Annotated in this window: 19 protein-coding genes, 1 tRNA gene and 1 pseudogene; 17 read left to right on the top strand and 4 right to left on the bottom strand. The window is 34.9% G+C overall.

Annotation, left to right across the window (positions count from 1 at the left end):
- Positions 1 to 93: 93 nt before the first annotated feature.
- The 3 genes and pseudogenes from DX009_RS00260 to DX009_RS00250 all read right to left on the bottom strand — a co-directional run.
- A pseudogene (locus DX009_RS00260) lies at positions 94 to 296 on the bottom strand (IS5/IS1182 family transposase); the annotation flags it as partial.
- Between the two features lie 409 nt (positions 297 to 705).
- Positions 706 to 1596: a helix-turn-helix domain-containing protein gene (locus tag DX009_RS00255; protein ID WP_115082613.1), complete on the bottom strand. Its 891-nt coding sequence runs from the start codon at positions 1594 to 1596 to the stop codon at positions 706 to 708.
- Positions 1597 to 2035: 439 nt separating this feature from the next.
- Positions 2036 to 2659 carry an agmatine deiminase family protein gene (locus DX009_RS00250; protein WP_115082612.1) on the bottom strand — a complete coding sequence of 208 codons (624 nt, stop codon included), beginning with the start codon at positions 2657 to 2659 and terminating at the stop codon, positions 2036 to 2038.
- Positions 2660 to 3094: 435 nt separating this feature from the next.
- On the opposite strand from DX009_RS00250, the gene DX009_RS00245 reads away from it, so the two are divergent.
- From DX009_RS00245 to DX009_RS00200, 10 genes are all read left to right on the top strand, one after another.
- A complete protein-coding gene (locus DX009_RS00245; RefSeq protein ID WP_115083778.1) occupies positions 3095 to 3418 on the top strand; it encodes a hypothetical protein in 324 nt (107 codons plus the stop codon).
- Positions 3419 to 3627: 209 nt separating this feature from the next.
- Positions 3628 to 5757, top strand: coding sequence for a TonB-dependent receptor (locus DX009_RS00240; RefSeq protein ID WP_115083776.1), 2130 nt, complete (start codon positions 3628 to 3630; stop codon positions 5755 to 5757).
- 44 nt (positions 5758 to 5801) lie between these two features.
- On the top strand, positions 5802 to 6536 hold the full coding sequence (locus tag DX009_RS00235; RefSeq protein WP_245944549.1) for a hypothetical protein: 735 nt from the start codon (positions 5802 to 5804) through the stop codon (positions 6534 to 6536).
- A gap of 77 nt (positions 6537 to 6613) precedes the next feature.
- A complete protein-coding gene (locus DX009_RS00230; protein WP_115082611.1) occupies positions 6614 to 7393 on the top strand; it encodes a hypothetical protein in 780 nt (259 codons plus the stop codon).
- A gap of 94 nt (positions 7394 to 7487) precedes the next feature.
- Positions 7488 to 8246, top strand: a complete 759-nt coding sequence (locus tag DX009_RS00225; RefSeq protein WP_147278657.1) for a hypothetical protein — start codon at positions 7488 to 7490, stop codon at positions 8244 to 8246.
- Positions 8247 to 8355: 109 nt separating this feature from the next.
- Positions 8356 to 9381: a hypothetical protein gene (locus DX009_RS00220; protein ID WP_115082609.1), complete on the top strand. Its 1026-nt coding sequence runs from the start codon at positions 8356 to 8358 to the stop codon at positions 9379 to 9381.
- A gap of 1043 nt (positions 9382 to 10424) precedes the next feature.
- On the top strand, positions 10425 to 12371 hold the full coding sequence (locus DX009_RS00215) for a KUP/HAK/KT family potassium transporter (protein WP_115082608.1): 1947 nt from the start codon (positions 10425 to 10427) through the stop codon (positions 12369 to 12371).
- A gap of 55 nt (positions 12372 to 12426) precedes the next feature.
- A complete protein-coding gene (locus DX009_RS00210; protein ID WP_115082607.1) occupies positions 12427 to 13254 on the top strand; it encodes a GIY-YIG nuclease family protein in 828 nt (275 codons plus the stop codon).
- A gap of 101 nt (positions 13255 to 13355) precedes the next feature.
- Positions 13356 to 14315 (top strand): exonuclease/endonuclease/phosphatase family protein, encoded by a 960-nt coding sequence (locus tag DX009_RS00205; protein ID WP_115082606.1) that lies wholly within the window; start codon positions 13356 to 13358, stop codon positions 14313 to 14315.
- Between the two features lie 4 nt (positions 14316 to 14319).
- Positions 14320 to 16884 carry a transcriptional regulator gene (locus DX009_RS00200; protein WP_115082605.1) on the top strand — a complete coding sequence of 855 codons (2565 nt, stop codon included), beginning with the start codon at positions 14320 to 14322 and terminating at the stop codon, positions 16882 to 16884.
- Between the two features lie 834 nt (positions 16885 to 17718).
- Here DX009_RS00200 and DX009_RS00195 read toward each other — a convergent pair.
- A tRNA-Leu gene (locus DX009_RS00195) sits at positions 17719 to 17800 on the bottom strand.
- A 584-nt stretch (positions 17801 to 18384) separates the two neighbouring features.
- On the opposite strand from DX009_RS00195, the gene dapB reads away from it, so the two are divergent.
- From dapB to DX009_RS00160, 7 genes are all read left to right on the top strand, one after another.
- Positions 18385 to 19140, top strand: coding sequence for a 4-hydroxy-tetrahydrodipicolinate reductase (gene dapB, locus DX009_RS00190; RefSeq protein WP_006044059.1), 756 nt, complete (start codon positions 18385 to 18387; stop codon positions 19138 to 19140).
- A 49-nt stretch (positions 19141 to 19189) separates the two neighbouring features.
- Positions 19190 to 20728, top strand: coding sequence for a S26 family signal peptidase (locus DX009_RS00185; RefSeq protein WP_006044060.1), 1539 nt, complete (start codon positions 19190 to 19192; stop codon positions 20726 to 20728).
- A 93-nt stretch (positions 20729 to 20821) separates the two neighbouring features.
- Positions 20822 to 21451 (top strand): WbqC family protein, encoded by a 630-nt coding sequence (locus DX009_RS00180; RefSeq protein WP_006044061.1) that lies wholly within the window; start codon positions 20822 to 20824, stop codon positions 21449 to 21451.
- A 150-nt stretch (positions 21452 to 21601) separates the two neighbouring features.
- Positions 21602 to 22207: a hypothetical protein gene (locus tag DX009_RS00175; RefSeq protein ID WP_115082604.1), complete on the top strand. Its 606-nt coding sequence runs from the start codon at positions 21602 to 21604 to the stop codon at positions 22205 to 22207.
- A gap of 120 nt (positions 22208 to 22327) precedes the next feature.
- Positions 22328 to 23260: a YitT family protein gene (locus tag DX009_RS00170; protein WP_115082603.1), complete on the top strand. Its 933-nt coding sequence runs from the start codon at positions 22328 to 22330 to the stop codon at positions 23258 to 23260.
- Positions 23261 to 24025: 765 nt separating this feature from the next.
- Positions 24026 to 24472 (top strand): HU family DNA-binding protein, encoded by a 447-nt coding sequence (locus DX009_RS00165; protein WP_006044066.1) that lies wholly within the window; start codon positions 24026 to 24028, stop codon positions 24470 to 24472.
- 406 nt (positions 24473 to 24878) lie between these two features.
- A complete protein-coding gene (locus DX009_RS00160; protein WP_040595353.1) occupies positions 24879 to 26180 on the top strand; it encodes a histidine phosphatase family protein in 1302 nt (433 codons plus the stop codon).
- Positions 26181 to 26234 lie beyond the last annotated feature (54 nt).

Here is a 26234-nt window from a genome sequence, read left to right as displayed (position 1 = left end):
AAGAAGTCTACAACGAAAATCTACTGAAGATAATTTAGTAAATTAATTATTGATGTCTGCTAAAATGAGAGAATATAAGACACGATGATTTCAATTCTGAGAAAGAACTATGTAATATAGCTCAAACACCTTCTCATACCCTTTCCTTTCCCAAAGATTATGCTCTAGCTCTCTTACTAATCTACCTGCTATGGTTTTCAGTTGTCTATCTGCCTTAAGAGCTTTCTACGATTCTTGAGATGATTGCGAAAATGTTGGGAACGGTAAATTATGTTCAAGGTACGCATATAACTCTGATAGTGTGAGGTAATAAAGGTTGCTATTTTTTGTGATATCTAATTTGTAATTGATAGATATCTGAGAGGAGTACGATAGATATCTGAAACGAACACGATAGATATCTAAAACAAACACGATAGATATCTAAAATGAAAGTAGCGGTATCTACCTGACTTTTCTAAGCATCTAAGACGCTCTATCTGATTAGTGAATAGACTGTATTCACAGCTTATAAGTCCTATCTATTTTCTATTGCGCTTTATTAGAAAATAGCATCATTATATTTTGTTCGTATTATTATTTTCAGTAATCTTTCGTTTCCTTGCCAGTCATTTATATAAACTTTATAATTTGTTCTGTTTACTTTAAAACGATAGAATAGAGAGTTAACATGGTATAATGACTTCTGTAAAAAAATAGTTTTAGTTAATACAAATTTCCTTCTGTTCTGTAAGTGCCAGCTGTAACACCAGTTCGGCGCTTAAAGAATTTACAAAACGAACTAAGAGAATTGAAGTTATATTCGGTGGCAATGGTTTTTAAAGATTTATTTGTATATTTCAATTCCTGCTCTAATTGTATGGTTAATTCCTTGTCAATCCATTCTCTGGCGGTAGTTCCTGTCTCATTTTTTATAACTATGCCAAGATAATGCGTTGTCATATACAATTGTGAAGCGTAGAATTCTAATTCGTGTTTTTGCTTTATGTTATCGTTGACTAATCGTATAAATCGTTCAACAGTTTCTTTGTGACGTGTCCATTGTCTATTTGCCAATGGTATTTCTATGCTGTAAAACGATTCTACCAAGCTAAATATTGCTACAAAAAGTGCATTGATAGTCTTGCTATTTATTGATGATATCTGAACAAGATTATACATTGTTTTGAGATATTCCTGAATAACACTGCTTTCGTTCTCCTCTAAATGTAGCTTTATACACTTGCCTGGAGAGAGAAATACTTGTGGCAAATTACCATTAAATACCGTTTTCATAAATTCTTCTGACAGTGCAAAACCGTCTATAATGGTTTCAACACCTATAGAGTCGCCCGATATTGTAACACCCCAATTTATGAAAAGTAAATCTCCCGGACCACACCTATACTTCTTTGAGTTTATAATTGGTTCGTACCAACCACTTTTCACTACTACTAAACGTACCATACTGAGACGTGCCGGACTACTAGGGTCTGGCAGTGCTCTAAATTGCGGATTACTATTAAGTCCTATTAGAAATTTAGAACAAATGTAAAGGTTTCCAGCTATGTTTGATTCATTTCTTTTTACATACGCTGCAAATTCGTTAAAATTCATTATGTTGAGATGTTTTGAGTAATGTTTAAATGAGTTATAAGTTGTACAAAGATAATAAAAAAAGATTATCTTTATTGATATAATTAGATTTTTTTACAATAAATAACTATCTACAAATATCTTAATTCTATGTATGTTATCTTGAATATAATAAGGAAAAGCCCTATAAAATAAATGTTTTCTTGTTAAGACTATTGTCTAATAAATTTACCATTTATAGGTATATATGTGGGCATAAACCCTGTAAATATAAGTTGCAAACGGTTTTCTTATCTAACCTTTTATCTATAATGTATAACATAGCAATGCTTTTTGCAATGTAAAAGCCATTGTTATGCAATGTAAAAAGGGCTGTTTTGGTTTGCAAAACAGCCCTCTTCGTTTTTTATTAAGTCCTTAAATATATTAGTGTTCTATATGTTTTAGCTTGGTTATATTACTACGACACCATACTTTCGTTGATACTTTTACTGTAGCGAATAAACTCCCCTTCGTTGCCAAAACATGGGTCAGCATAGACTCCAACAACAGCTAAGTGCGGGAAACAAGCCTTTATTTGCTGTAAAGCCTCCTTATCTTCCTTTGCATGTTGCATCGGGACGATTATAACTTTCGACGTATGTATATAGTTAATGTATGCCCAACTAGTATCTTTAGCCTCGCGCACGCCATCGAACGATGAGTAACTGAGTTCTACTACTTCGTATCCTTCAGCCTCAATCTTCTTTTTTAGGGCTTTAGCAACCTCAGAGTCGTACTCTGCACAGTTAGTCATTAGCATACGTTTATCGCCAATATTACGCACAAGGCAATCTACGTGATCTGTAATTTTTACGTTGTTAACAAGCCAAGCCGGTTTTAGTGCTTTGCAAGAATGTGTTACCGGGTCTTCAATAATTTCATGTTCAACATCATAGATGTCAAGCATCATGCACAATTTACTATAAATTGGCATCATGTTACTGTCGTTCAGAATTTCTGTTGCGAAGTAAACTTTGTTTGCATTTAGGTGTTCTGAAGACATCTTCTCCTCCGAAACCTTTATTACTTCTAAGTGCTCCATAGCGAATTTATATGATAAGTCTTTTATTAAATTGCAATAGTAATAGGACAATACAAAGGTACAAATATTCCAATAATCACCTAATTTTTTTGCATTTATTTGCGGAAAATATTTGTTTATGCCTTTTTTCTTATCTATTAAATGCCTTTTTAAGCGATACACCTTATTATATATAGATTATATATAGGCATCAACGGTGCGTATATAAGAGTGTGCAGATAATATTTATTAATGTGATAACCATATACTTATATCGTTAAAAAGATATAAACAAGAGTAGAATATTTGTATTGTCTCTACTATTTTCTATACTTTTGCAGAAACTTGACGTGAAGCAATTGTACTAATGCTGCAATATAAGGTTATAATACTTTATTGATAAGTAAACCTGTTTGTGTATTTAGTATGGTTTTATACGGACAAACGACAATAGGAATGAAGAGAGCTAATCTATTAAGAGTATTTATAGCTTGGATGTTATTGCTAACATTCACAGCTGTTCTTGCTATAAAAGATTTGCATTTTCACGACTATAAAAATGTTCGTACAGAAAACTTGGCAACCAAAAGCCATACTCAAATAAGTTCTGCTTGCTTTGTTTGCGAATTTACAATGCACAAAGCCAATGCCGTAAAGCTGTTTAGCTATGTGCCTATAACAGTTTGTACACTCTTACACAAACCAAAAGCGTTAGTTCCTATTATAGTTTATAGATCGGTAGAATCTGTAAACGCCCATGCACCTCCCTTCTTTGCTTAGTTTCTAAACCTACTTAGAAACTCTTTTAAAGCTCGCAACAATATGTTGTTGGCTTGTTTTACTGTATTGCTATAGTGTTTCTTGTGTATTAATACAGGTGTGTCTAAATAGCTATATGTACACATCTATTGAACACAGCCTTTCGCTATGTAATGCAGCAAGAACATTTATTTAATTACTCATTTTATTCTTATTTCATAGCTGTAAATATGAAAAAGCTATTTTATACCTTTATGAGTGTAATAGCATTATGTGAGTTTGTGCCCACTAGTGCCTTTGCACAGAACCAATATGATCTGGAGACGGCACAGCCAGATACTACAAAACAGAACTATCATCTTATAGATGGTGTAGAAATTTCCACTGTTCGTAAGCTCGTTAGTAACAATGCTGTAAGCTCACAGCTCAACAATAAAACAATAGAACGGTCGTTAGGGCAATCGTTAGGTACTATGTTAGAGCGTGTTAGTGGTGTAAGTTCTATTCAAACGGGCGGAACAGTATCTAAACCAGTTATACACGGTATGTACGGAAACCGTATATTGTTGGTTAATAATGGCGCACGACTCACTGGACAGCAGTGGGGAGCTGACCATGCACCAGAAGTAGACAAGAATAGTAGCACCAAAATAGAAGTCGTTAAGGGAGCAGAAGCTGTACGATATGGTTCTGATGCTCTTGGTGGCATAGTCGTAATGGAACAAGATATGTTGCCCTATAATCAGAAACACACACACGGCAGACTACTGAGTATGTATGGTTCCAATGGTTATCGCTACCAATTTGTAGGCAATGCAGAAGGTTCTATGCCTTTTTTGCCATCGTTGGCGTGGCGCATTCAAGCCACTTACGCCAACAGTGGCGACCAAAGAGCAGCCCATTATTTGCTGAACAACACAGGAACACGCGAGTTCGACTTCTCAACCGCACTTGGTTATCAACATAAGAACTTCCGTGCTGAAGGTTATCTTAGCAGATATGATCTAAAATTGGGCGTGCTTTACAATGCACAGATGGGCGATGCCGACTTGCTTGCAGAACGTATAAAGATTGGCAGACCTGTCGACATAACACCTTATACACGCCATATAGACTATCCTTTCCAACATATTGTGCATACAAATGCCACGCTAAAGCTTTACTACAACACCGAAAAGTATGGCGACTTCTATTGGTTAGCTTCTTTTCAAAAGGACGATAGAGAGGAGAATAGAATACGACGTATGAATCTCTCCTATATTCCTGCTGTTAGTATGCACCTTAAAACGTTGCAAAACTATCTGCGTTGGCGTAAATACTATGGCGATTGGCAAACCGAAGTGGGGACACAAGTTGTGAATAGTAACCATTCTAATCAACGTGGAACGGGTGTAGTGCCTATCATTCCTAACCACACAGAAAATCAAATAGGAGCTTACGCTTTGCAAAAGTATCAAAACAACCGACTTGGGGCAGAGCTTGGTGTTCGTTTTGATTGGCAAGACACAAAGGCTGCTGGCTACGATTGGACTGGCGACTACTATGGGGGGCATCGCACATTCTCTAATTTCACTTATAGCTTGGGTGCTCACTATCATGCTACCGACAAGCTAACGCTAACTACAAACTTTGGTTTAGCATGGCGTGCACCACATGTTTTCGAGCTATATAGCAATGGTAACGAATTAGGAACAGGACGTTTCGTGCGTGGCGACTCTACTATGTGTTCAGAAAATAGCTATAAGTGGGTAGTATCTACCGAATATCGAAGCACAGTTTTAGATGCTCGGCTCGATGCTTATCTGCAATGGGTGAAACATTATATATACGACCGTCCTATGAAAGGCGAATATGTAACTGTTATTTCGGGAACTTATCCGTTATTTCAATATATGCAGACTGATGTGTTTATACGTGGTATAGACTTCGATTTGCGTCTTCGTCCACTTTCTGCAATAGAGTATCATATTGTTTCGTCTATGATTTGGGCTAACGAAACACGCACCCATAACTACTTGCCGTATATTCCTTCCTTCCGTATCAATCACAGCCTTACTTACACACCACACCTTTCTGGAAAGGCTTTTGCTCCATGGATAGAAGTTAAACATCGCTTTGTGGCACGTCAAACTCGTTTTAATGCAGCTTCCGACCTTATTGCTTATGCTCCTGCTTCGTATAGCTTGTTTGGATTAGAGGCTGGAACCGAATGGCGAATAGATACACACAACACTCTTAGCTTGTTTGTTTCGGCTGACAACATATTCAATAAGGAATATAAAGAATATACCAATCGTGCTCGATACTATGCACACGACCTTGGTAGAGATATACGTCTTACCATAGGGTGGAAATTCTAAAAGGAAAACAGAATATAAATAAACAAATGATAAACAATAAAATTATGAAACTTAAAAACAGTATTTTACCCATAGTGTTAGGCTTGGCCTGCATTGCACTTCTTACCGCTTGTAGTCCTGATAAACCTGAAAACGAGAAAATTAATAAGCTCCACGAAGATCCAACGGCGTGCGTGTTCACACTTACTGAAGGCTCTTTGCGAAGCGGCGTAAGCTTTAACAGTATGCCACAAGAGGCAGATTTTGTTCCAACAAATAATGTACAGAAGATTATTTGGCAGGTTGAGAAAGGAGAAAACTTTAAAATAGGCGAAGAAGGACTGTCTAAATTCGTTGTGAAAAGCATTAAAACAAATCCTAATGTGGTTTATTCGCTACGCATAGACTACTATAACGCCAAAGGAAACTCAATGAACAACCAGTTCTTTGAGAACGAACAAGACAAAATTCATCAACATTTCTTTATGTATTATACAAATAATGGTGCGCACAATGTGCTAGTTAAGAATCGTGAAGAGTTACCTTACGAATATACTTATGCCGATTCATACAAAGGAAAGTTTATAGGCGAGAGCAATCCAATGGGCTTCTTCGGCTTCATTCGCTTCTTGCAGCCTGATACAAAGTTCGATTTGAAGGTAGCATTGATGCACTCTGGCAACCTTACTAAGTTTGGGACCGATGGCAAAGCTTCGCCTTTCTGGGCTCCATCTCCTGCTCAACTTAATAAGGCTCTATGGGATTTAAGTGTGAAATTACCTATCGAGGTAAAAGACTAATGTGTTTTAACAAAATAAGATGCATACGTGAGAATCTTTAAACAGATACATCAGTAATCTTAAACAAATACGAAACAATGAAAATAAAGAAGAATAAGAAATTTAAAAATAATGTATTGTTCTTGTTAGTAGGATTATTCGTACTTAGTTTCTTCACTGCTTGCAGTCAAGAGAATTCAAAGGAAGATGAAGTAATAGAGCCTAAAAAGGAAGAGAAGGAGGATACTACCAATCTTGACATTCGTGAGGTAACAGTTGAGTTAGATCAGGTTAAATTAGCCGATGGAATGACATTTAAAGACCATCCAAAACGAGAAGACATAGTTAAAGAAATTAGTGGCATAGGGCTTCTATTTCATTTAGATAAAGACGGAAATCCTAAACCAGACAAATATAATTCGGCGAATAAATTCGTAGTAAAGACTTTAAAGTCTGAACCTAATTGTGTATATAGGTTGATGGTATCGTATCCGAGAAATAAAAATTGGGGTATAACAGGTTTTTCAGACAATAAACTAAACTATAAACTTCAGCATTTCTTTATGAATTATATAAATGAAGACAATAGAGAGGTGTGGGTTAAAGACCCATCAAAGCTTCCATTCACCTATATTTATTCTGATCTTTTTTGGGAAGATGGATTAATAAATCCAAGCCCAGTTGGTTTCTACGGTTTCATGCAGTTCTTAAAGCCTCATACTAATTTCGATTTAACAATCGGTCTCTTCTATACTGGTAATAAAACGAAATTTAATTCAGACGGTACGATATCACCTTTCTGGGGACCATCGTCTGAACTTAGTAAAAAAGGAAAATGGTTACTAAAAATAAAAATACCAATTGAAATAGAAGATTAATGTGTTTTTTATAAGATAAGATGCATACGTGAGAATCTTTAAACCGATACATCAGTTCTTAAACATATACAGAACAATGAAGATAAAAAAGAATATGAGATTTAAAAATAATGTATTGCCATTGTTGTTAGGATTATTCGCACTTGCTCTCTTCACAGCTTGTAGCCAAGAAAGTTCAACAGAAGATGGAGAAACTAAACAAGCAATAAAAGATAATAAACCACCTTTTAACCCAAAAAAGTTAAGGGTAGCAATAACGAAAGGTAATATAAATTATTGGCAGAAATATAACGATAGCCTAAGTTGGGAAAACATATTTAGTTATAGAGGAGATATTGACATAAAATTTACGGTTGATATAGATGGAAAAATCATATTTGATAAAACCAGTGAGCCGAATAAATTAGTATTCAGCAGCGCAAAATCAGAGCCACAAAATGTTTATTTGTTTGTTATAGATTACGTTGATGATAAAGATGCACACTTTAACTGGTTCTTAATGGAAAATGATTTAGACTATAAATACCAAAATTTCTTTTTGTATTATCCAAACAATGGCAATAGTAAAGAATGGGTTACAGACCGTTCAAAGGTTCCTTTCGAATACGCTTATGCCGATAAATATAAAGGAACAAATACCAAAAAACGAGGACCAGTGGGCATAACGGGCTTCATACGCTTCCTAAAACCAAACACAAAGTTCGATTTAACGCTCGGTCTCTTCTATTCTGGAAAGAAAACAAAGTTTGATGCAGACGGCAAAACATCGCCTTTCTGGACTCCTTCGCCTGAACTTCTGAAAAAAGGAGAGTGGCTATCGAAGTTTAAAATACCTATTGAGGTAAAAGACTAATGTGTATCACAATAAGATAAATCTAACAATAAAATTCAAAACGATAGGTTTTAACCAACAAAACAAGTAGTTTGACAATTCAAAACAAAATATAATAATTATAATAATTATGAGAAGTATAAGAACATATTTAAAATTAGCATTACTTTGCACAGTGCTATCTGGCTTTGTAGGTTGTAGCAACAACGACGATATTGTGCCAGAGAACAAGAACGAGAAGTTAGCAGGTCCTAAGCCAGCTAAGGTTGTAATAAATGTTATCGAGGGACACCTACACGGTTACGCTGCCTTCCACGAGAACAAAATGTACGATGGTGTGAAATACATGGACGCTCCACAAGAGTTTGTTTACACACTGCAAGGCGACAAATGGGTGCCCGACCCTAAGAATCCACCTTACCTCTATGCTATGAGCTATAACCAAATGCAAAACTCCGAAGCTGCGGTAAGCATTGCACTCGACATAAAATATTACGATGCTGCGGGAAACCTTATGAATGGTAAGTTTATAGACAATGGGCAAAGCGAGCATTACCAGCACTTCTTTGTGGTGAAAGATCAAAAACCTTTTCCAAATTTTGACGCAAAGCTCGACAACCCCACTAATCAAGAGTTTATGCGCTACGATTATGTAGACCCTACTCCATGGAATGAAACTATACACAGTGGCAAAGCTCAATATAACGGGTTGAAAGACCCTCTCGGCTTTAAGGGTATTCTGTCGTTTGGATATTGCCGCCAAACGTGTAATCTGAATATTATGTTGATGGAAAGCCACAATAAGAAGACGGTAAATTTAAAGAACTTAGTGTTTAAAGACACATGGGGCGAACCTATTGAGGCGCATTCAAAGGTGGCAGACTGGGTTCCTACTTCCGAACAGCTGAAAAATAACAAGTGGTATCCAACAATAAATCTACCTGTAATGGTATATATGGATAGGGCAGAATTGGGAGAAGGCGAAGACAACGTAACACTAACAATGACTGAGAACGAGGTGCCAACATCGTTCAAACGGCTGGTAAGTACGCTGAAATATGCCTTTAATTTAACCTATAAGCAAGCTCTTACCGAACTATACTATAGGTTAAACGGCGAACCTGCTCCACACGATAACAGCGGCTATTGGTTCTAAACCAGCCAGAAAGAAGCAGTAAGTATGCTTATATGCTTACAGCTTTTCTACAATTCCACGTTGTAAACCCAATTCGGTCCTTAGACTACAATATGTATAGTTCTTATCACTATGGTATTGTTTTCTAACATCTTTTGTTTTCTTATCGGCATCTTGTCTGTCTTTGTAACTTTACGTAGCCTGCTACGCCTGCGTTGCAAAGGCAGACAAGCTGCTCGATAATAAAACGAAATATGTTTAGGCTCTAACTACCAATTTGGGTTAAACAATAGTTGAACAACGTGGAATAGTTGCGTTTATATGCTATTTGTATCTTGAAACCAGGTTTCGTTTCTGTTGAAAAGCAATGAATATATTTGGGAAAGGTGGACGATAGTAAAGATTTTAATTTCTATATAATAAAATTATGTGCAATATGTTGTTGTTTAGATGTTTATAGTAGTTTCTAAATCAAAACATTGCAGCATAAAACATTTTATATGTCTCAGCCAAACAAATGTTTTTTAAGCACTATAATATAGAGCTATAAAAGCTATAGCTTTTTGTGATATCTAAACCGCAACTGATAGATATCTGAGACGAACGTTTCAGATATCTGAAACGAGTGTTACAGATATCTGAAACAAGAGTAACAAAAGTGTATCTGATTTTTCTAAACATTTAGAGGCTTCTATCTGATTATAATCTTCCATTGCCCAGTATGCAAATTGGTATAGTTTGTATACGAAGTAGTATGCGTTAAGTGTCTATTCAGAATTAAACGAGATACCGATAGTAGAATTGCCAGTTTACTACTAAACATTGCGAAAAGCAGAGTTGTAGCACATAGAACCATATATTGGATTGAACCAAGTGGCAAAGTGGGTTGCAGAAATAGTAAAGCTGCAATGTTTAAACAGAGTTTTAAGCATATTTAAACACTATTATGGCAGTGCTTAAACAGTTAGATAAATACACTATTTGGCATTTTTTAACGTGTTACAATATTCTATTAATCGTACTTGCACTACTTTTGCATCGCATAAGATTAAAAGATTGTAAAAATGGAATCAGAACTTTCTAACCATAAAAAGCTTACAGCAATGGGACTGCTAATAGCCATAGGCATAGTGTTTGGCGATATTGGTACATCTCCGCTCTACGTTATGCGCACTATTATGCGTGCAAATCCGCACTTTAGTGCAGACTATATACTGGGTGCAGTGTCGTGCATAATATGGACTTTAACTCTGCAAACCACACTGAAATATGTAGTAATAGCACTTCGTGCCGACAATAAAGGCGAGGGTGGGGTGTTGGCTCTGTTTACATTAATACGTAAGCGTGGTAGCCGTTGGCTCTACCTTGTAGCAATGTTGGGAGCGAGTACGCTGATAGCCGATGGTGTAATAACACCTGCCATTACTGTAACCTCAGCCATAGAAGGGTTGCATGGCATATCTACCAATATACCAATAGTGTTAATTGTTGTAGTTATCATTTCGGTGGTATTCTTTATTCAGCGTTTCGGAACAGGCTCCATAGGTAGCTATTTCGGTCCGTTTATGTTAGTCTGGTTCTTACTTTTAGGTGTGTTGGGTATCGTTCATATAGTCGATTTCCCACTTATCGTAAAAGCCTTTAATCCATATTATGCCATAGAACTGCTATCGTCAAGCCCTGAATGGTTCTTAATACTGGGTGCGGTTTTTCTTTGTACAACAGGTGCAGAGGCACTATATTCCGACCTTGGACACTGTGGTAGGCGCAATATAACCGTTAGTTGGATATTTGTAAAAGTAATGCTCATACTCAACTATATGGGGCAAGGCGCTTACATTATAAACAACATAAACACTATACACACAGGTATCAACCCGTTTTATGGCATTATGCCAAACTGGTTACTTATACCAGGCGTTGTAATAGCAACAGGGGCAGCCATTATAGCCAGTCAAGCACTCATTAGCGGGTGCTTCACCATTTTTAGCGAAGCGGTGCATTTAGACTTCTGGCCTACGCTTAAATTCAAGTATCCATCAAGGAATAAAGGGCAGATTTATATACCACAGATAAACAATATGCTCTATATTCTGTGCATTGTAACAGTATTACTGTTTCAAACTTCGGCTCACATGGAAGCAGCATACGGTCTATCTATCACTATAACAATGCTTACCACCACAGTAATGCTGGCAGTTTATTTGCGCCAACGGTTCACACCACATTGGATAGTGGGAGCCTTTTTAGCCGTCTATCTGCTTATAGAAGGCTTCTTCTTCTTAGCCAATCTAACCAAATTTGCACACGGTGGTTGGTTCACAATAATGTTAGCACTCTTTGTAGGAAGTATTATGTATATATGGTATAGAGCTTGGAATATACGCAGAAAATATCTTAAGTTTAATAAACTGTCCGACTATTACGATATAATATGCGACATAAAAGCCGATGAAACCATACCTAAGTATGCAACAAACCTGGTGTATATACGTCAATCGGAACGCGAAGATGTAGTGGAAGACAAGCTGATTTATTCCATAATAAATAAGCAACCAAAACGTGCCGATCACTATTTTTTAGTGCATTTTATATACGACGACGCACCAGATACCTTAGATTACACTTGTAGCGAACTGATAAACGATACGCTTTATGCAATTAACATAAGGGTGGGATTTAGAGTTAATCCGCTTATGACACTCTATTTACGTCAAATAGTAGAAGACCTTATTGCCGAGAAACAGTTCGATATACGAAGCGGATATCCGTCATTACGCAAACACAACATAGCTGGCGACTTCCGTTTTATAGTAATTCATCGAATTTATTATGCATCTACAGTGGTGAGTGCGTCCGATAATATAACACTACACCTATTTGGTTTCATTCGACATATAGGTGTAGACGACGAACAAGCCTTAGGCTTAGATACAAGTAATGTTACTGTGGAGCGTGTTCCATTTGTTGTTAATAAGAAGTATAAACAGCATATAACGAAGCGCAAATAGAGAATACCAAGTGTTTAACAATATAAGAAAAGAGTTGCAGAGTTAAATATAAATTATGGGTAAAACGGTTACAACATATTTAATAGATGCTGATCCGAAAGGAACGCAGTATGTGTTTATCAGCAATAAAATTTGCCAGATGTATGTCATTCCTCGTTCACATCTTTCAATTTTAAACAAACGAAACGAGTTACAAACACCGGCTTTCTATATCTTATTAGGTGAAGACGAGGCTACAAAACCGAAAGCATATATTGGAGAAACAGAAAACTTTAGAGAACGAGTGAGAGACCATGAAAGCAAGAAAACGTTTTGGCAGAAAGCCTTACTATTTATTTCTAAAGATGCAGCAATGACTAAGGCAGATGTGCAATATTTAGAACATAAAGCAATAGCAGAAGCAAAGGTCTCAAATTCTTTTGTATTGAACGAAAATAAACAGACTCCAAAGGCTCCAAATCTTCCAGAATATCGTAAAGATGATATGGAAGAATTCTTCGAAGACGTAAAGTTTCTCACATCTTTTATTGGTTGTAATATCTTTGACATTGTAAAACCCAAAGAAGAGCATCTCTTCTTCACCAAAGGGCGTGGATGCGATGCAAAAGGCTTCTATCATAGCAAAGGATTTACAGTTCTAAAAGATAGCATTATAACAAACTCATCTGTCCCATCATTCACTTGGAAGGACAAACGTGAGAAAATGTTGAAAGAATATACTCGTCCATATAACGGTAAACAAACATTAACTTCAGATATAACTTTCAATAGTCCGAGCACAGCTGCCGATTTCTGTATTGGTAGTAGCAATAATGGGTGGATTATATGGAAGGATAAAGATGGAAACACCCTAGACTCCGTATATAGAAAACAATTAGAGTAGTATAAAACTATCGGAATGGACGTGAAATTAAGAGTTTATGCCAGGCAAAGATAGGCCTATTGAAGATATACAAAAGATGAATTTAATGATTACATTATAATATGGCATTTAGAATTGGTTCTTTTAATATGTTTAAATTCTCATTCCGTTCTGACAATGAGATCCGTAAAGACATTAAATTAATTGCCCGTATAATATACGAACAACAGTTCGATATTATTGCATTACAAGAGGTTTTTTCAAAGAATGCTATGGATCTGCTATTGAAAGAACTAGGTGAACATAGATGGCAGGGCGTTTGGGAAGCACCAAATGCCTTGAGTACTTTAGCGGCAGAGGGCTATGCCTATATTTGGGATAAGACCAGGTTTAGGTTATCCACCACTGTCCTTCCAGATGGAAGCACTAGAATCTTCAAACCTCACATTTATAACCAATATAAAGTGAATAGGTCATTAGGACAAAGACAACTAATAAGAAACCCGTACTATGCGAGATTTGAGCCTATAAATGGAGCCTTTTGCGAATTTAGACTAATTAATGTCCATATTATGTTCGCAAGGAATAGCACTCATAATGACATTTTCGACGCAGGAGCTATCCTTCTCCGTAAGCGCGAGTTCGATATCTTAACAAAATCACTTTATCTTTCTATAGCTGATAAAGTCTATGGAAATAACAGACCATCATACACTATAATTTTAGGTGATTATAATTTAAACCTCCCTTTTTCAGGAGCTAAATATGCTTTTTTGAACGAAGTTGTTGAAGTAGATAATGGTGGAACTATAAGAAAGTTAATTACTGTTCAGAAAGAGCTTACTACTCTCAAGTCTTCTCCTACAGAAGAGCAACTTAAAAAGAAAAAAGATGTTATAGCTTCGTATTGGGCAAACAACTTTGATCACTTTACATACGATTATGACAGGTTTCAAGGGATAGGAATGCATGCTGGAAGAATTAATACCATACAACAATATTGTAATAATGATTACCAATTACATAGAAAAGTAGCATCTGACCATATACCTATTACTTTAGATATTAATTTAATAAAATAAAATTATGAATCCAATTAAGGTTAATCAAGACAAGTCAATCTGCGAACATGACCAACTTAAAGCAGCTTACGCACTAAACCTTTGTACAGTGTCTGTGTCGCAAATCGTTGACTACAAAGACCTAAACGTTTTAGAGCAAGAGTATGAACTCATACTGAACAACCTCAATCTGCACAATATGCCGAAAGATCAGGCATTACTCCACATTTTAAGGCAGATTTTAGATACAGTCACTTTCTTCCGTATCTATGAAGGGGATAAAATGATGCTTGAAAAGAAATACCAACAAAAAATCAAAAATGCGATATGGAACGCCATCCCTTCTTTCACTTTAGTTGCATTTGGAGACCCCTACACTTTCGCTATGTCAATGATAGCCTCTGTTGGTATGGGGTATATGAACTATCGTAAAGAAAAAGCAAACACCCTTACTGAAAGAGAGGAACAAGAGTGGACCTTACAAAGATCTGCGATAGAACAGTTTAATGCCTTAAGAAGAGAGTTATTTGACACGGCATGGAGATTATCAGATTCTTATGAATTTGATGACAAATATAGACTAACTGAATCTCAGATTTCTCAGTATAATAGTATCTTAATGGATTCAATTCCTCTACGAAAGTATGAGCGTTTGAATTCTATTAAGGATAATTTTGAAGCATATCCACCCTTCTGGTACTATTTGGCAAATGCTGCAATGGATGTGGTTAACGTATATAAGAATGAAACAGCCTTCGGGGACAATATATCTGCCATTAATAAATATACTCAATTAGCAGAACAAAACTATCAGAAATATTTAGATAAGGACATTGATTTACTTCGAAATAACTACATACGTTCTGCATGCGATTTAGAATATGCCGCATTATTATTAGATAGCCTACCACGTATTGAAGAAAATGAGAAAAAACTTAGATTATGCGAAATTAATTATCTTATAGATGATGCCATAAAACATTGTGGCTCTAAATTAGATATACTTCAAATTGCATCTATTTACTATCTTAAAATAAATAAGGCAGAAGAAGCGACAAAACATCTACGTAAACTTGTTATTGAAAATTATAATACAAAAACAAACTCTCAGTTGCTAAGTTTTATCTATCTACAAGAGACAGTCTTTGATACCAATAAGTTTAGACCAAACACATTAAAATATAAAGAACTTGTTCAATTTACAGATAGAACGAATCTTATTCCTTGGGTTGATTCTGAAAAAGAATTAACCAAAGAACATCTTAGAAATATAAATGAACTATTTTTAAATAATCAAAAAAACAAACTGTATTCTTACTTCGAGGCGATTGTGAATACTATTTTTCACAAAGAAATAATTTCGTATAATAAGGAGCTTTACAATCGCCATAATATGGTGGATGTGGACGATGCCTTTTTTGAAGATACTATTGATGCAAGAAAAGAAAGGGATGAAGAATATAAAAAGCTTTATTCTCGAGAAGACGAATGGAAAAGATTCATTTCCGAATTATCGGGAAATACAATAAGAATATCACTTGACGAACACATCAATAGACTTTTGAGAAAACTTAATAAACTTACACAAGTAGCATTTAATTTAGATTTAGAATCAAAAATAGATCCTATGTCTATTAAAAAAGCATTTACTGGAAAAAATATTTTAGATATAGAATTAAAAAAAGAGATTAAATCTATTGGGGAAATACGTAAACAAGAAAGAGGGAAATCCTTATCAACTTACCAAGATTTATTACCCAACGAAAATGACCTAAACAAATCAAGTTATACAGAAGAATCAATAATTCATCAAATAACATACCTTGAGGATAAAATAAAAAAATATGAGTTTGATTTAAAGGATTATGAAGAATTATCCAACATTTCGCTAACAAAAATAATGAAACACTTTGTTGATAATTTTGTTGACAAATTCAAGATAAACGTTATAGGACTTAAAAATAAATATTCAGACTTGATAAATATAGAAGATAACTTCATCAACTTTTGTAAATCAGAAAATCTTCCTTCTTTGGAATATTTATGCTCTCAAGGATATAATAATAGAAATATTCCTGAAGAATATAAAATCCTTGATTTATTTTCTTGTTTTGAGGATGGGAAGAATATCGAAGAACAGATACGAATAGAAAATAATTTGAAAGCATTATTTAAGTCTTATGAGGAAAAAGGAACTCTCTTCAAAGAAAATAAAGACGGTCTTACATTCACTACAGATGAATGTTTCATCAATAACCATTTGAATACAATACCGAACAATGATGCTACCACCATTAGAAATAAAGGTAGAGTTTTAGCTTATTTTCATGACCAAAAAGAATGGTATGAAAGACATGTTGATGTATTTTTTATGAAAAAAGATATCTATTTCAGACTTGATGCTAAAATGTCAACAAGCAAACTTACATTCATTCCTTATAATAAAATTGAATTTGATAGAATCAAAAAAGTGCTAAAGTATAAAAATGAGATTTTCTATCAAAGCTCACAAATAAATTTAGAAGTATTATATCAACTAATTGCTGAATCAAGATCGATAGCAAGTGAGTTCAAAGATAGGAAAATATAGTAATCTGTAATTCTGTGAGGAAATATTATATTTTGCTGAATAATTTCAATAGTTTTGAAATTATTGCTGTCTAGTAAATATTATGTTATATAAAAGTTAAGGGCTAAAATCCTCTCTTGGATTTCAGCCCTTTTTGTTACTTTTGTCTTCTTATTCAAAACTTCTATATCATGAGTCAGATCGGGTTAAGTTTAATATGCAAAAGTTCTTAGCGTGCAGAACTTTCCATATAAACAGGTAGTGCTTCAGGTTTATTCTCATAAAAAACATTATGCTGTAAGGGAAAAATAAGTTCATGATAAAGTTATGTATCGATAGATATTGGGGGGATACGATGTTCGCTTTGTTTTTATCAGTTCATTCATGCATGCGAAAATATATGTACCAAAATGATAATGTACTTGTAAGTTGTTGATTTTCAACTATAAATTTGCAGAAAATAATGAGATTACCAACTTTTAGAAGAACTTTCTTAACCTGACTCACGATAAATGTAACAGTAAACGTTTAATAAGAAAGTAGCGTCACTTTATTTTAGCAAAAGACAAAATATGGAGAAGGACACCCGTTTAGCATCTCTTGTGTTAATACGATTTCAAAGTTGCTGTCACTTTTGTCACGATTTGTTGCTTAGTAAATGGTTGTGAAGTAGGCAGTTATGAATTATGTTAAAAGTGACAGCAACTAAAATCAAAACTATTATAGGGGAATTTGATAGGGTGTATTATCAAGAATCTACGGAAATATTGCCTTAAAGTTCCGTTAATGTTCCTACAAAAAGAAAGGAAGTAACTATATCAGAGTGATAATCAGTTACTTCCTTTTCTTCTGTTGTACCCAGACCCGGGCTCGAACCGGGATGGATTGCTCCACTGGTGTTTGAGACCAGCGCGTCTACCTATTCCGCCATCTGGGCTTATATTTCTATTAAAGCGCTGCAAAGGTACATAGAAAAAGTGGGAATGGCAAATTTTATAAAAAGAATTTTCTATTCTTTATTTAAAGATTACAATTGAGAATCTTTACGAGATAACTCTGCAGAATCGTAATCTTAAAAGATAATACGATAAAACAACAATTGAGAATCTTTACGAGATAACTCTGCAGAATCGTAATCTTAAAAGATAATACGATAAAACAACAATTGAGAATCTTTACGAGATAACTCTACAGAATCGTAATCTTAAAAGATAATACGATAAAACAACAATTGAGAATCTGTGCTAGATGATTTTTACAGAATAACGCTGTTGAGGGTAATACTATAAGTTACTTAAAAGATAATATTAGAAACCAATGCTAAAAATTGAGGCTAAAAAACTATATGAGAATTTATGCTTGAGTCTCCTTATCTGAAAAATATTCTGTAAGTTATATGGATTACATTAAAAATAATAAATATTTTTTGTTTTATCTACTAATTCCACTAACTTTGCAACGGTATAAGAGCTATTCTATAATACTTTTGTGCAGAAATAAAACGATATAAAGAGAAACAAAATGAAGATAGCATTAATAGGTTACGGCAAGATGGGACACATGATTGAGCAAATTGCCCTCGAACGTGGCCATGAAATTGTTTGTAAAATAGATAAAGACAATCAAAAAGATTTTGATTCCCCTGCTTTTGCAACTGCTGATGTCGCTATAGAGTTTACAACTCCTACGGCTGCTTATGATAATTATTTAAAAGCTTTCGCACACAATGTAAAAGTTGTTAGTGGATCTACAGGTTGGCAACACGAACATAAAGCCGATATTGAGCGTCTTTGCACGGAAGGTGGACAAACTTTATTCTGGGCTAGTAATTTTTCTATCGGTGTAGCTATATTTTCTGCGGTAAATCGTTATTTAGCCAAAATAATGAATAATTATCCTCAATACGATGTTACAATGCAAGAAACGCATCATATACATAAGCTTGATGCTCCTTCTGGAACTGCAATTACTTTGGCAGAGGATATTTTAACCAATATTGCCCGTAAAACAAAGTGGGAAAAAGGAAAACAAGTTACAGCTGATGGTAAGGTTATCCCTGCTAAAGAGATGGCTGCTGATGTTCTCCCTATTGATTCTATTCGTGAAGGCGAAGTTCCTGGTATTCATAGTATATGCTACGATTCTGATGCCGACAAAATTACCATTACACACGATGCGCACAATAGAAAGGGCTTTGCTTTAGGAGCTGTTTTAGCTGCAGAATATACAAAAAACCATAAAGGTTTGCTATCTACAAACGATTTATTTCAATTCTAAAAAAAATAATGTTCACATTGTAGAACTAATAAGAATAATTTTATAACCAATGATTGATAAAGAAAAGCAAAAGCTCGACCCAAAGAAACAGTGGGCTAAATTTATTATTGTAGCAATACTCTATCTCGCTTTCTTGTTTTGGGTAAAAAGCTGGTGGGGACTCATCGTGTTACCTTTTATTTACGATGTGTACATTACGAAGAAAATAAAATGGCAATGGTGGAAAAACTCAGAAGGTCCTATTCGTTTTATTATGGGTTGGGTAGATGCCATTGTTTTTGCACTTGTTGCAGTCTATTTTATCAATCTGTTCTTCTTCCAAAACTATGTAATTCCTTCGTCTTCGCTCGAAAAGTCGTTGCTAACTGGCGATTATCTTTTTGTTTCTAAATTAAGTTACGGACCACGCATTCCGCAAACTCCGCTTACAATGCCTTTAACACAACACACACTACCTTTCTTTAATATAAAAAGCTACATAGAATTTCCACATTGGGAATATCGTCGTGTGCCAGGTTTAGGCAAAGTTAAGCTGAACGATATTGTTGTTTTCAACTATCCAGCAGGCGATACTATTGTAAGCGAACCGCAATATCAAGCTGACGATTATTACAGAATGGTTTACGAAATGGGAACAAGTTTGCTAATGCAACAAAATCCGAAGCTTGCAGCTACTAAAAAGAATGCTTTACAACAACGAGCTTTCTACGATAAAGCATATACTCTTGGACGAAACTACATTCTGAATAATGTGGCTACGTATGGCGAAATTGAATCGCGTCCTACTGATCGTCGAGAAAACTACGTAAAACGTTGCGTTGGTTTACCAGGACAAACTCTCCAGATAAAGAATAAAATTGTATATTTAGATGGAAAACCAAATAAAGAGCCTGAAAATGTAGAATATGCTTATTTAATTAAGTTCAACAATATAACTGCTGCCGACTTAATGAGCGAGCGATACGACGATTTTCGCAAAGAGTTAGGCATAAGCAACGAAGATATTCAGAGTCTTAGTCGTTTGCACGGCTTCGATGTTGAACAAGGATCAGTGCTAAATCAGGCAGCTTTACAATACGATGGTTATATGCCGCTCACAAAACGTGCAGTAAATGCATTGAAACAACGTGGTTTAGTTAAGGCAATTCGTCCTGTAACCGATAAAGATATATATACAGGTTCTAATTATCCACGTAATTCCGACCTTGGTTGGAAAGTATGGACACGCGATAATTATGGTCCTATTTGGATTCCTGCAAAGGGAAAGAGCATTAAGCTTACATTAGACAATCTACCAATTTACGAGCGTTGCATTAAAGTTTACGAAGGAAATAAACTTGATGTAAAGAATGGTAAAATATATATTAATGGTAAACCTGCAACTTCGTATACGTTTAAGATGGATTACTATTGGATGCAAGGCGATAATCGACACAATTCTGCCGATAGTCGATATTGGGGATTTGTTCCAGAAGACCATATTGTGGGTAAACCATTATTTATATGGTGGTCGAGCGACCCAGATCGTCGTGGATTTAGCGGCATACGGTGGAACCGATTGTTTAGTTGGGTTGATAATATAAAATAACACATTAATAATATAAAATAGCATTGTTCGAAAAAGTCTACTAAGGCAGACCTATCCAACAATGCTATTTTTTTCGTTTATTCTAATTTCTTTATGCTTCCTGCACTACTTTCCTCTGCTTATTTTGCACCCATTCAGTGGTTTCAAAAGCTGAATAGGTACGATTTGTGTTTAATAGAACAGCACGACCATTTTGTAAAGCAAACTTATCGTAATCGATGTGTTATTGCAACAGCAAACGGACAGCAAACTCTTTCTATTCCTGTAGAAAAGTTCGATAATAAAAAATGCGAAATGTGCGATGTTTGCATTAGCGATCACGATAATTGGCGACACCAACATTGGAATGCACTACTTTCGGCATACGGCGAAAGCCCTTTCTTTGAATATTACCAAGACGACATTCGCCCATTCTTCGAAAGAAAATGGAAATATCTTTTCGATTTTAATACAGAAATAACATATACACTTTGCGAATTGCTCGACTTGCAACCTAATATCTGCTCCACGAATGAGTTTATACCAATCAACAAAAATAACGATTTCATCGGAGAATATGCTGATTTTCGCGAAGTAATACGTCCGAAACACCCACTTGCAGATAAAGATTTTGTACCAATGCCTTATTATCAAGTATACGAACCTAAAATAGGTTTCCAACCTAATCTTAGTATTCTCGATTTACTTTTTAATATGGGAAATGAATCTATATTCTATTTGTAAGCGCATATTCGTAACGCATCACCAAAACAAATAATTCTTAAAAGTTTATTACCCTTTCGTTTCGTTTATTAATTTTACAGATAATTGTGTGTAGCTAAATTTACAAATTCAAATATAAAGTTTATCTTTGCAACTATAAAACCAACAGCTATGCAACGTAAAGTTTTATTATTATTTATCTTTATAATCCACCTTACTATAGCTTGTGCTCAACAAGTTCAAGTTTGCGATGGTGTAACTAGTTTGCCCATTCGCGATGTGCTTATAGCTGTAAATGGAAAACATTTTGGAAAAACCGACTATCGTGGCATAATAAATCTTCCTGTTGCTTACGAAACTGCTACATTCTCTAAAGTAAAATACCATACAGAAACACTAACACAAACCGAAGTACAAAAAGACACCGTGTTTCTTTTTCCTGAAAAACAATCGCTTGGCGAAGTTGTTGTGTGGGGAAAACACATTGTGAATGGTAGAGAGTTACTTAAACAAATGCCAAAACGCGATATACTGGATAAAGCTCCAAAACATGATATCCGTGAATTTGATATAGGTTTAATGCTCGACAAACGCCTCCGCCGCGATAAAGAACATGTAAGAAAGCAACGCGAAATATTTAAAACGTTCGATGGAATCAATACAGAAGACCCCATTTTGCGTGCCTATAACGAAACAAAAGCAGAACAAGAACGTGAAAAGATAGAAAAAGAAATAGAGGAGAAACACAAAAATGCAGATGCTAAAATAGAGAAATAGTTTTTTCTGCAATGTTGCTTATAGTTTTCTTTGTGGCAAGAAATATGTTTTTTGAGCCTTATAAGTCGCTTTATCCAATATAAATCGCTACTTTTGCAAAAAATAAATAGACTTAAATTAATGGAAATTTCTATTTCAAAAAAAGTTCTTTATCGCGAGGTTATAGATTACATTATGATAGCCCTCGGATGTATCTCGTATGGCATTGGTTGGACCATTTTTTTACTACCAAACGACATTAGTACAGGTGGCGTTGCAGGTTTATCGTCTACTGTTTTCTGGGCTTTAAACATTCCAGTTTCCTATACTTATTTTGTTTTAAACGCCATTTTATTAACGGTAGCATTAAAAACACTTGGTTGGCGCTTTTGCGTTAAAACAATTTATGGTGTGTTGGTTATGACTTTTGCTACAGGTTTCTTGCGAGGATATTTTCCACACCCTACAATTATGCACGAACAGCCATTTGTTGCTATGCTTATAGGTTCGTTATTCTGTGGAATGGGTTTAGGTTTTTGTCTTTCTTATAATGGAAGTTCAGGCGGTTCTGATATTGTAGCCGCTATTGTAAACAAATATCACGATATTTCCCTTGGTCGAGTATTAATTTTAGTAGATACTTCTATTGTAACATTAAGTTATTTGGTTTTGAAAGATTGGGAACGTGTTATTTATGGTTATCTCTCGTTGTTTATAGTTTCGTTTGTGTTAGACCAAGTGGTAAATGCAGGCAGACGTTCCGTTCAGTTCCTTATTATTTCCGAACGATATAAAGAAATATGTAAACAAATTGTAGAAACTCCGCCTCATCGTGGCTGTACTATTATTGATGCTCACGGCTATTATAGCGGACAAACCACAAAAGTTGTATTGGTTGTTACCCGACAGCGCGAAGCAAGAACCCTTTATCATCTTATAAACGATATAGATCCACGTGCTTTTGTTACTCAAAGTCAAGTAATGGGTGTGTTCGGAGAAGGGTTCGATAAGTTTAAAATAAAGAACAAGAATAACAAAAAACATTTAGAAACAATTTCTTTAGAAGAAAAATAGCCCCCAAAAACCTATTTCGGTGTGTTAAGAACACGTTTCTTAATGCACCGTTTTTTTCTGCCTCTTGTTAATACCACATACTTTATTTCGCATTGCGTAAAAACAATAAGCCAAACAAAATTATTGTTGCCAAATTTTATTGTTGCATTTTTTTAATTTCTTATTTAAAATGCAACGATTTATAATTATAAATTTCAAAAATCTAATTACAAAATTATTTTTTTTAATTATAGTTTTCCGTGCTGTAATTACAGTGCATTATAAGTAGCCATAAACTTGCCTCTTAACATCTATAAAGGTACAAACTCTTAAACGCTAAAATAAAATTCATATCATTTTCTATATACCATATTCTTATGCGAAAATATGATTAGGCTACACAGTTTTTCGTAGTTTCTTATTTTAGTTATTAAGCTTTCTATTAAAGGATAGTAAACCACAGTGAAGGCTCTGATAAAGAACACAATAGCTATTAAATTTAAGATAACAAAAAGCATATTATACATATAAAACAAATAAAAAAACTACTACCCAATACTTTTTTAACAAAAAGTTCAGAGTACATAAATGCCTGAAAAACAATAACATTTATGCCATTTTCTACACTTTTAAACCGACTGCCACAAAACTACCCACAAAACTATACCTCTTTTACTTTGAATGGGGCTATTGAGTTTGTAACTTTGCACCATCGCACGGTAAAAAGCACTTGTGTGCGACAAAAAAAGCAAGTGCTACTTTTTATTAATCTTAATATATCAATTTATGCATTATTCAATTACAAAAAGAAAAATGGGTGTTGGACCCAAAAAAGGCACAACAATGTATGTTGCCAGAGCAGTTTGCCAAAAACAACGTGTAACTTTCGATAAACTTTGCGAGTTTATGGCAGATGGTTCCACAGTAAGTCAAGCAGATGTTGCAGCTGTTTTTTACAAATTCCGAACTGTATTAAACTTACTTTGTTCGCAAGGTAACATTGTAGATGCGGGACCGCTTGGCACATTCCGTCCTACTTTTACTGCGAAAGCTGTAGAGAAAGAAGAGGATTTTAAGCCTGCTACTCACATTAAAAAAACTATGGTTTTGTTTAGACCAAGTGTCGATTTCAGAACATTGCACGATGTTGAGTATTTTAAAATTCCTGCTTACGACAAAACAAAAGGTAAAAAGAAACCTGAAGGTGGCGGAGGCTCACAACCACACCCATAAAAAATGTTTTGAAATTGAAAGAAACTGAATTAGAGATGCACTAGAAATGGTGCATCTCTTTTTTTGTATCATATAAATATGCAACAAATCAAATACGAAATATTTTTATATTGCAGGCTTAATGCGTAAAAAGACATAAAAGAGAGTAGGATACCAATAAAAAAAACGATACCTTTTTGGAAATAATAGTGTAAACTGTATATGCTGATAGTACAGTTTTATAACCATTTGAGTTTAATAAAACAAAACTTTTTGTTCTAATACACATTCTCCTAACACCGTCTCTTTGTATTCGCTAAAAAAATAGCTATCTTTGCACAAAGAGGCAATGTGTGCTGTAGTGATTCAACATACAAAAATAAAACTCTGATCATTTAGATAAACTCAATATAAACACTATAAGGATATGAGGAAACATTTAATTTTGCTATGTATAATGGCTATTTTGTTGCCGTTACACACAACAGCACAATCGTTTAAAAAAGAAATTTATGCTAAACCAGAACTTTCGGCAAACAATTATCTTGCTTATCCTACGCCATCTGGAAAGCTAACTCCACCTCCAACGGGCTATATTCCGGTGTATATTTCGCATTATGGAAGGCACGGTTCGCGTTATCTTATTCACGATTATCAATATTTACGTCCATTACAAATACTCGAAAAAGCCGATTCTATAGGTGTTCTTACCAGTAAAGGAAAAGAAACTATAGCAAAAATACGCCGTATGTATGCCGAAGCATATAACAGATGGGGCGAACTTACACCATTAGGAGCAGAACAACACAAGCAAATAGCAAGAAGAATGTACAAGCGTTTTCCTTCTGTTTTTAAAGATTCTGTATGGGTAGATGCAAAATCGACGGTTGTTATTCGTTGTATTTTATCGATGGAAAACGAACTTCAGGAGCTTATAAGGCAAAACACACGTTTAAAAGTGCGTTGCGATGCCAGTGCACACGATATGTATTATATGAATCTTTCGGATAAAAAACTAATGTTACAAAAAGAAACCGAAGAAGTGAAAAATGCACAAAACGATTGGGATAAGCAACATTTAAACTTCCGTCCATTAATATCGCGACTTTTTACAGATAGTAGTTTTGTAGATAAAAACATAAACGTTGGACAATTTGTGCGCGATTTGTTTAGTCTGGCAGGTATTGTTCAGAATTCTGAAATACGCCATTCGTTATCGTTATACGATATTTTTACGCCCGACGAATTATATTCTCTCTGGCAACGGTCTAATGTTTGGTGGTATTTACATTATGCAGGAGCTCCACAAAATGGAGGAAACCAACCTTTTTCGCAGCGAAATTTGCTACGAAAAATAATAACCGAAGCCGATTCATGTTTATCGCTCCCACATCCAGGGGCAACTCTTCGCTTTGGACACGATACAATGATAATGCCTTTAACCTGTTTATTAAACCTTAACAACTATAATGTACAAGTGTTTAATCTTGACAGTTTGGAAACAAAAGGTTGGAACAGTGCACATATATTTCCAATGGCAGCAAATATTCAGTTTGTTTTTTATAAGAATCCTAAGAAACCCAAAGCCGATATTCTTATAAAAGCATTGCTTAACGAGGAAGAAGTTACAATGCCATTGCCTAAGACTTCTACTCCTTATTATTATAAGTGGAACGACTTTAAAACATTCTACCTTAAACTGCTTAATAATTACAAAGAACCGCAATAAAAATGGGTAGAAAGAGGAATAAATGAACAGAAAAGCGTATAGAAAGTTGCTTCT

The organism is Prevotella pallens (assembly GCF_900454935.1).
Lineage (GTDB): Bacteria > Bacteroidota > Bacteroidia > Bacteroidales > Bacteroidaceae > Prevotella > Prevotella pallens.
Note: the sequence above shows the minus strand (reverse complement) of the source record. Positions and strands in the feature narration are given on the sequence as shown.